Below are 9,484 nucleotides of genomic sequence, written 5' to 3' on the forward strand. Positions count from 1 at the left end.
TGATGGTTCCGCCCACCTGCTGGTTGGGATTTGCCACCTGCACGTCACCCGGGGAGGTGATGGTGAGCAGGGTGGAGGTGCTGGGGGTCTCGATCCAGGGGCCGCCGGAGGGGCCGTTCACCGAGGCGATGGTCGGGGTGCCGTCGTTGAAGTTGCAGTCGATCGGCGTCGAATCGATAGCCGGGCGGATCGGCACGATCGGGGTGTCTACGTAGGTGATCTTGCCGGGCCACATGTCGAAGTTGAAGGTGGCGGTCGGGTAGCCGGGCTTGAAGTAGGGGTCCTTCCGGGCCGGGTTGATCTGCTTGGTGACCGGATCGGCCAGGAACTGCGGGTTCAGCACGACCACCACCATGTGCGGAGAGACACCGGTCGGGTTGGGGGTGTTGGTCCAGAAGGTCGAGGGGACCAGGGTGTTGTACTGCCCCCACTCGTCGGTGTAGGTCCTGACCAGCTCGTTGCCGGCGAAATCCTGGATCGATACCGGCATGAAGGAGGGGCCGAGCTTGTCGCCCAGGCGCGGGTTGCCGGCCCTGAACTCCAGGGTCAGGTCATCGGTCACCAGGCCGATCATGCGGCCGGCCAGCTCCACCTGGGTGAAGAAGCGGAAGTCCATGGCCAGGTTCTGGCCGGACTGCACCTTGGCGAGCTTCATGGTGCAAAGCGGCCTGGTCTGCCCGGCGAAGGGGGCCGGCGTCACCCCGTCGTAGGTGAGGAAGGCAGGCACCACGTGGTCGGGTCCCACGCAGGGAGGGGGCACCACGGCCGGCTGCGGCACCGACGGGGTTTGGTCGCTTCCTACCGGGCCGGAGACGATGAAGTTCTGGTCCTCCTCCTTGATCACCTCGTACCCCGGCGGGGCGACCGCCTCCACCACGTAGTCGCCAGCCTGCAGGGGCTTGCCCTCGGCGTCCCCGAAGAAGATGTAGGCACCATCATAGACGCCGGGCTTCACCTGGTTCCAGATCGGCATGGTCTCCGAGCAGTCGATGTACTTGTCGAGCGGGATGCCGCCGGCATTGATGTCGATCCCCGCCGCGGTCATCGCCGCCCGGCAGCCGACCAGCGACTTCTCCTCAAACACGGCGCGGTCCCAGCTGTCGGTGAGCACCGTGTTGACCGGCTTGGTCTTATCGAAGATCGGTTTGCCGCTGGCGTCGTAGCCGGTCACCTTGTAGAGCTTCATGGTCACGTTCGGGATCCCCGGCTCCCACGGCGACTGGGCACCGAAGGCGGGATCGCCAGGAGTCCTGGTGAAGGCGTAGGATACCATCCCCGCGATGTAGCCGGTCTCGCCCGGCGCATAGGGCGCCTTGAACCAGTTGATCACGTTGGTGTTGTCCATGTAGAGCATGTTGGCGAGCGTCTGGGTGCCCGCCGGGAAGGTCGGCTGGTCCAGAAGCGGGATGGTATTGTTGCCGGTGGGGGACCAGGCACCTACGAAGGGTCCCCCCTTGTCCACCTTGGCGGCGGCGCCCAGCGGCTTGCCGAAGACGGCGTCGACCCCGGCCACCAGGTACTTGAAGAAGGGGAAGACCTCGTTGAACGAGTAGGTGCCGTCCACGTTGGTGGTGGTCTGCTGGAAGATGGAACCGTCACGGAAGCGGAGATCCATCAGCTGGTTGGGATAACCCGGCTTGCCGGCCGTGCAGTCGTTGCCCGGCTGGGCGACGCACCCTTCCAGCTGCCCGAACCACTGGAAGACCGGGCTGGGGCAGAAGGGGTAGAGCGGGTCGGTGGTCGCGCACGATTCGACCGGCACGGTGTCGCCCGTGCCCGCGACCAAGTTGGTCGGGATGGTCACCGTCCTGAAGTCGATGATCTGGTCAAGCGGCTTGTCCCAGATGGTGAGGGTGTAGGTGCCGGGAGGGACCCCCTTGATGGTGAACTTCGAGTTGGCGTCGCAGGTCGAGCCGTTGGCGGTCGAACCCGGGCAGGCGATCACGAAGACGGCCTGGTTGGCGGCGTTGATGTCGGAGAGGCCGAGGTAGGCGTTGGGGACCGGGTCGCCCGGGTTGAGACCCATCTGCAGCGGCGGACGGTTGATGCGATTCTGCACCACCTGGCCGGTGAGGTTACCCGGCACCTCTCCTGCGGTGAGCGGTCGGAAGACCGGCGCGCGGGCGTCGGGATAGTCGCTGGGGAGCACGAAGCCCAGGAAGGAGTGCACCCCGAAGAAACCGACCTCGGTGAAGTAGTTCGGTTCGCCGGCAACCACCCAGTTGTCGATGCCCGGTGTCCCCTCGATGGTGGAGGTCTGGATCCACGGCTTGCCGTCAGCGGGCTGCACCCAGATGCCGTACTTGCCCGGGGCCAGGTTGGGGACCACCGCGTTGTAGCTGAAGTTGGCGTCGATGGTGTCCTTGGAGAGCACGTAGCCCGGCCCCTTGCTGACCAGGATGGCGTTGCCGTCCGGGTCCAGTACGGGGTTGCCCGCCGCGTCCATCTGATAGACGGAGCCGATCGGGTTGCCGAAAGCGTCCTGCGACTGCTGCCCCAGCTGGTCGTAGAGGAAGACCTTCATGCCGCCCAGGGGCACCTCGTTGGGGAGGTCGGGAGCGCCGTTGATCGGTGAGTTGTCGTGGAAGACCAGCACGGTGACCTGGGCGAGCGGCACCGGGAACTTGTTCACCACGATGTTGATCTCGCTCTGCCCGGGTCGCACCGGCCCGCCGCCGATGGAGTAGTGGTTCGGGGCGAGCACCGAGACGAAGTAGCGGCCGGTCGAGGGGAGGTTCACCACCGGGTTCGCGCTGGTGCCGCTGGCCAGCACCTTGGCGTGGCTCTTGTGGATGGTCACCGACAGGCTCGAGTAGTTGTTGAACTGCCCGACGTGGCCGACCGCGTCCCAGGTGTTGTCCTCCTGGACGATCCACTTGAAGTCGTTGACTGGGGCCGAGCTGGTCGTGATGACTTTGCCGGAGGCCGCGTCCTTTTTAACCGTGTTGCCGGTGACCTTGATGGTAAAGGCCGCCTGTGCGGTTAAGGGGACGAAAACGCTCAGCAAAAAGACCAGGGAAATAAACAGGGACAGAGGATGCTTTTTGGCATTCGTTTGTTTTTTCATCACGTGACCCCACCCGTTCTTCTTTTTGTGTTGTTCAGGATTATTTATTCAGACATTTGGGCGCGACTTTCGTCGCGCTCCGAGATCAGTCGAGGAAACAGGGCCTCTGGTGAAAAAGGCCTCCGCCACTACCTGCTTCGTGATTGCAAGGCACCGGCTCCTCTGGCAAAGCCTCGTACCGGTATCCCTTAGGCTGGCTACTTTTGCCGTTTCTTCAGGAAGCAAAAGTTTATCGCCGTTCCCCCCTTTCGATTGAGGGGGAAACAGGGATTTTTACCGGCTCAAAGCGGCCAGTTCACCCTCTACCTTCCGGATTCCGCTCACGGAAGCGGGCCTTGCTGAGAAGGAGAGGGAGAAAATTTCGAAGGAAGTATATAGGATGATTTCGAAATTTCAACCGCACCAGCAGCTTATTTTTTTGTAGGACAAAGTCCTATGTCGATTATGTATTTTTTAATATGCGCCACAAAGAGGGAAATGCCGGAAGGATCACCGACAGACAAGAGCGGGTAGACGGAAGTAGGGAGCAGTGAGACGAAAATACTGCAGGGAGATGACCGAAAGGATATGAACCAAAGGCAAGACCAGGGAGTACTGGCAGAGGGAAGAGGAGTCGGTTGCGGACTTTTCAGATGAGGTTGTTGCGGATTGCGTAGCGGTTGAGGTCGGCGTTGCTTTTCATGTTCATCTTGATCAGGATCCTGGTCCGGTAGGTGCTCACCGTCTTGATGTTGAGCGACATCTCGCGGGCGATCTCCCCCACCGTCATGCCGGAGGCGATCATGCACAGCACCTGGTATTCACGGTCGGAAAGCCCCTGGTGGGGAGCCCCGCCATCTCCAGCCACCGCGTCGGCGAGCTTCTCGGCCAGGGTCTGACTGATGTATTTGCCTCCCTGCAGCACCTTGTGCACCGCCGCTACCAGCTCGTTGGCCGCGCTCTTCTTGGTGAGATAGCCGGAGGCGCCGCTTCTCAGCGCACGCAGGCCGTACTCCTCCTCGCCGTGCATGCTGCAGACCAGGACGGGAAGCTTCGGGTAGTGCTTTTTGATCTCCTTGAGGACATCCATGCCGTTTCTGCCGGGAAGCGCGATATCGAGCAGGACCATATCGTACTCTTCCTTGGCGAGCTTTACCGACGCTTCGGCACCGTCCGCCGCTTCGCCGGTGATCTCCATGGTTCCCGTTCTGGAGAGGATCAGCTTGAGCCCCTCACGCACCACCGGGTGGTCGTCCACGATAAGAATCCTGATCATGTATCACTCTCCACCCGGGCCAGCGGCATCAGGACGCAGATGCCGGTTCCCCGGCCGGCGATGCCGCGGATCTTCAGTCTGCCGCCGCAGGCGAGCACCCTTTCGCGCATCCCCGCCAGCCCCACCGATTCCGGCGCGTCCATCACGCGGGCATCGATCCCCTTGCCGTTATCGGTGACCTTCAGTCGTATGCCGTGCTCCGTTTCGGCAAGCTTCACCACCACCCGCCGGGCCTGCGAGTGCCGCGCCACGTTGGTCAACGCCTCCTGCACGATGCGGAACAGCGCAGTGGCTTGCTGCGGTGGGACCTCCCCCACCTCATGAATAAAGCTGTCGCAGGCGATGCCCGACCACTCGGCGAACTTGCTTGCCTGCCATTCCACGGCCACCGCCAGACCGAGGTCGTCCAGGATGCCCGGACGCAACTCGGTGGAGATATGCTGCACCTGCTCGATGATGTGGTCAAGACGTGAGGAGATCTCCTCGCCTTTCGGTACCAACGATGCGGATAAGCCCTGGACCAGCCAGCCGACCTCCATCCTCAACGCGGTCAGCGACTGCCCCAACTCGTCGTGAATCTCGCGGGCGATGTGACCGCGCTCCTCCTCCCGTGCCGCCTGCAGGTGCGAGGAGAGGTTCCGCAACTGCACGAGCAGCGCCCCCATCTCCTCCTCGGACTTCCTTTGCTCCCGCAGGTGGGCCTTCATCGGCCGTATGATTATCAGGTACATGAGGGGAAGGAAAAACAGGAGCAGCAGGGTCGAGTCCATCAGCAAAAGCGTCTGCGGACTCAGCTGGGGGAACAACAGGATGATGCAGAGCATGGCCGCATCCTCGGAAACGAAGATGCAGGCGGCCATGATGGTCATGGGCCAGGCAGCAGAGTGCCATTTACCGAAGGGGACTTTGTTGGGGGCGTTTCGCAAAGGACGCTCGAGTGTCGACGATGTTTTTGGGCCCATCGAAACAGTATACGGAATTTTATACCTACAAAGGCTCGCGGCTGTCAATCGGAAGCTTCGTGCAACCTCGCCCCTCCTCTTTTAATTCTCCCCTCACCCACCCTTTGGGCGCCCTTACCCTGAAGGGGCGAGGGAGGGTAGCGCTTCAGACCGCCTCTTTCAGCCGCGCCCCCTGCCCACGCACCGGGCCGGCCTGCGAGCCCCCGCGTTCAGCGCGAGCCTTCAGCACGGGGCAGCCGGAAACAACCTGCAGGCGCTGCGTAGGCGATCCGAGGTCGAGCGACTCCAGCAACAGGCCGATCTGCTCGTGGAAAAGCATGCCCCCCGCCACCGCCGCCGCCATACCTTCCTGGTCAGCGGGCTGGGATTCAGGCGCATAGACGTTGATTTTACCGCTCTTCAAGCCGTACAGTGCCGCAAAGACCTGCAGCTGGCCGTTGGTTCTCAGGCAGCAGATGTATCCCTCGCAGCTCTCGGTGGCCTTCCCATCCAGGGCGACTTGCGCCACATTGTACGACTTCTGCAGCTCCAGGAAATCATCAGGCGAGCCATACTCGATCACCGCCAATTCCGTCCTCGGAACGAACGGTGTGTATCCACCACTCGACTCCGAGCCGCTGAAAAAGCGGTCGTCTGTCGAGCAGAATCCGGCAAATGGGTCAGTATCTAAGACAGGTGCGGTCATCATGGCGATCGCGGCTTCCACGTCCGTGGACGACGATATGGCAACAGCGGATGGCCCCGGCACGATTTCCAGAGAGGGCACCTGGGACTCCAGCACGCTTTGCTCCATGATCACCTCCGGTGCCTTAGGCTCGAGCACACTTTCCTTTGCTGTCGCGGCCGGCTCCCGTTCTTTGTCAGCCTGGCCCGCAACACCGACGAGGACTTGTTCACCTCCAAGCGACAAGGACGCGATGTCCTGGTTGCCGACTGGGGCAACGGCAGCGATAGTGCCCTGGATAAGCGGCTCACTCTTCGGTGCGGCTTCCGCGTAGCCTTCAACGGCGACTAAGGTAGAAGGTACCAAAACCTGCTCCTCGGCCCGCTCGGCGGTCTCAAGCTTCATCGCCAACCTCGCGACCTCTGCCTTCCCATGTGCGGCCTCTGACTTCGCATCCGCGGCATCAGCCTTCGCACTTGTGACTTCAGCCTTCGCACTCACGGCCTCAGCCTTCGCACTTGCAGCTTCAGACTTGGCACTTGCAGCTTCAGACTTGGCACTTGCGGCCTCGGTTTTCCAGTTACCTGCCTCTGCCTTTGCGGCTGCAGCCTCTGCCTTTGCGGCTGCAGCCTCTGCCTTCGCTTTGGCGGCCACCTCGTTGGCCTTGGCGGCCTCCTCCTTCGCCTTGGCCGCTTCCTCTCGCGCCTTCGACACTACTTCTTGCGCCTTGCCCAGCGTCACCTGGTAGCGCACGATGTCCTCCTGTGCCCTGACCAGCGCCACCTCTGCCTCGGATCTCCACTTCTGGGCTCCAGCGAGTTCCTCTTTCGCGCAGGCAGCTTCTTTCTGCGCAGCTACGACAGCCTTTTTCGCCCTGACCAGCGCCTTTTCCGCTTCGGCGGCGCTTTCTGCCACTCTTCCCTGTGCGGCACTCAGCTCCTGGTGTTCCCGCCTCGCCTCGTCGCGCTCCCTCGCCAGCCGGGCCAGTTCCCTTCGTGCACCCGCCAGCTCCCCTTCCAACCCCTCCACCTTTACCGCCAAGCTATCCCGCTCCACCCGCAGGGTGGTCATCTCACTGGCGAATTTAACGATGAGATCGGAGATGGAGTACAGCTCATGGCGCTCCCCATCCAGGATTGAAGGCGAAGCGACATTGGCTGCTGACGGAACCGGCTCGCCAGCTGCGGGCACAACGGGGGAGGCGGCCGGAACAGGGGATGCTGCAGGCTGCTCCGGTAAGGAAGGGACGGTCACGGAATCTTCAAGGGCCAGTTGGAAGGCGAGTCGGGGCGGGTTGGCGACGGCGTGGTCGCCTTGGCCCGGGAATTTGAAGATCTTGTAGTTGCGGACAACTACGGCCCGCATGGCGGGAGAAAAGGAGAGATCCACCCGCTCGGGGGCGAATCCCATCGCCCGGACGAACTGCAGGGCCTGATCGAGCGTGGCAGGGTAGCTGGTCTCGCTGTCGCCGTAGCCGGGGACCCCATACACGAAATTACGGCCGTGCTCGGCAGCCAGTACGGCGTAGACCTGCACCAGGGAATCCCGCTTCACCGCGCAGACGTGTGCGCTGCGGGGCTCCAGCCGCTTGCCGGTCAGGTTGACGGGGATGGGAGGGGAAACGAAGAGGTCGAGTACATCCGATTCAGCGGCTTCGATGCGGCTTAGCGAACCGTCCAGGGCAAACATGACGCCTCCCGGTGTGCAGCTGTAGAAGGCTTCGGCGCCGCTCAAAAAAAAACGGGATGCCGAAGAAAGATACTTCGGCATCCCGGCTGTCTACGTGAGACCCAATGGGCTTTCCGTCCCACCCTCGCGGATGGTTTAGTCTTATCGTGTACCGCAAGTTAAATTTTCACGCAGGATACAGCAAGATCCTGGCACAATCAAGCGTTTCCAGCGTGGCTCTACCCTCCCCGCTACTTGAAACTGGCGGTGAAGGTCGGCGAGTCGAACTGGGCCGTTATATCGGTCCCCCCGGACCCTCCCGCCAGGAAGCCGGTCAGGTGGAAGTCGGTCGCCGTCACGCTGGTCCCTGCCCCTATGTTGCAGGTGAGGGTGGCGAACTCGCCCGCACCGAAAGTGGCGCTGCCGCTGGCGATCTGGATCTTCACGGCGTTTTTACCCGACGCCACGGCCGATGCGGAGTAAAGCCCGAACAGCGGTCGCGGGAACAGCTGGGTCGTAATGTTGGAGAAGGCGACGTTCCCGGAGTAGTTCAGCACACCGGATGCGGTCTGCTTGGAGGCGGTGACCGTCTTCACGGTGACCCCGGCCGGGAGCAGCACCGTCAGCTCGAGCCCTGCCGCCTGGGGAGCCTGGCCCGCCTTGGCTACGGTGCTCAGTTTGAGCACCGCGGTGGTCGGCGCGGGAAGGGTAACAGTGCCGCCGCTCCCCCCTCCTCCGCAAGCGGAGAGGGAAAGCGTTACGGCGGTCAGTAATCCAGCAAGAAGTATCTTTTTCATATTTCCATCCTTGTTCAAGTTTCCTGAGGCAGTCATCTTTACCACTTTCCGACCAGCTTTTCCAGAACCGCGATCACGTCGAGCACGTTCACCTTGGTGCGGCTAGGGTCGGGCTGGGGCTTGCCGTTCACGATGGGGGCGATCACCGGCGTCGCCACGCTGGCGGGCGCCGGTGCCGCTCCGAGCGCGACCTGCAGGTAGTAGACAGCGTCGGAGAGGCCGACGGTGCCGCTACCGTCCAGGTCACCGGCCGGCAGCACGTCGATGCTCACGGTCTTCGGTCCCGGGACGTTGTAGTTGGCCAGGTCGCTGGGGGTGAAGGTCACCGACAGGGTCTGGCCGCTCCCCACCGCCAGCACGGTTCCGGCGGCAGGGGTGTAGACCAGGGTGCCGGGTGCGGAGGCGGAAGCCGAGAGCTGGGTGGCGCCCAGCGCGGTGCCGACGAAGATGGCGGCCGGGTTGTTCCAGCTCACCACGGGGGTCGCCTTGCTGATGGTCAGGCTCGCCCCGCTATAGACGATGGAGTAGTTGCCACCGGCGGATAGGGTTCCCTGCAGGATGCCGTAGCTGCCGACATTCTCCCCGGTCTGCCGCGCCAGAGCCCCGGTGATCACCGCAGCGGTGTCGCCATTCACCAGACCAGACTGGCTGTAGGTGAGTGCAGGGTCTGCGCTGCCGTACACCTTGCTCTGAGCGTTGGCCGTAACGGTCAGGGTGGCCGGGGTGACGGTCAGCGTGGCGTCGGTGAAGACAAAGGTGTAGTCAGCGGTGGAAAGGGTCCCCGGGCTGATGGTGATCGGGTAGCTCCCCGCGCCGCTCGCTGCAGTGGCGATCGTCGTTATGCTGGGAGAGCCGGTCAGGATAGCCTGAGTGTCGCCATTGACGTAGCCGGCGATGGTATAGGCAAAGACAGGCAGCGCTGCGCCGTACACCTTGGATGCCGAGGAAGCGGTGACCGCCAGCTGCCCCTTGGTGATGGTCAGGTTGGCGCCCGTGAAGGCGATGGTGTAGTTAGTCCCCGCGGCGAGGGTCCCCTGGGTGATCGGATAGCTCCCCGCGTGCTCGCCGGCC

General features: G+C 62.8%; 6 protein-coding genes and 1 riboswitch. All 6 genes read right to left on the bottom strand.

Going from position 1 to position 9,484, the window contains the following annotated elements; genetic code table 11:
- A partial coding sequence (locus VJ604_RS11150) for a peptidase associated/transthyretin-like domain-containing protein (protein ID WP_324082505.1) occupies positions 1-3,007 on the bottom strand: 3,007 nt, incomplete at its 3' end.
- 688 nt (positions 3,008-3,695) lie between these two features.
- A complete protein-coding gene (locus VJ604_RS11155) occupies positions 3,696-4,322 on the bottom strand; it encodes a response regulator transcription factor (RefSeq protein ID WP_324082507.1) in 627 nt (208 codons plus the stop codon).
- Complete coding sequence (locus tag VJ604_RS11160; RefSeq protein WP_324082509.1) at positions 4,319-5,191, bottom strand: sensor histidine kinase; 873 nt, start codon at positions 5,189-5,191, stop codon at positions 4,319-4,321. The genes VJ604_RS11155 and VJ604_RS11160 overlap by 4 nt, the downstream gene beginning before the upstream one ends.
- A 238-nt stretch (positions 5,192-5,429) precedes the next feature.
- Entirely contained in the window at positions 5,430-7,718 is a 2,289-nt protein-coding gene (locus tag VJ604_RS11165; protein ID WP_324082511.1) for a hypothetical protein, read from the bottom strand.
- Positions 7,711-7,787: riboswitch (cyclic di-GMP riboswitch) on the bottom strand. It overlaps the preceding gene by 8 nt.
- 80 nt (positions 7,788-7,867) lie before the next feature.
- On the bottom strand, positions 7,868-8,413 hold the full coding sequence (locus VJ604_RS11170; RefSeq protein WP_324082514.1) for a hypothetical protein: 546 nt from the start codon (positions 8,411-8,413) through the stop codon (positions 7,868-7,870).
- Between the two features lie 38 nt (positions 8,414-8,451).
- Positions 8,452-9,484, bottom strand: a 1,033-nt coding sequence (locus tag VJ604_RS11175; RefSeq protein ID WP_324082516.1) for an MBG domain-containing protein, incomplete at its 5' end; no start/stop codon positions are given.

Origin of the sequence: Geomonas sp., from assembly GCF_035254065.1 — a bacterium.
Lineage (GTDB): Bacteria > Desulfobacterota > Desulfuromonadia > Geobacterales > Geobacteraceae > Geomonas.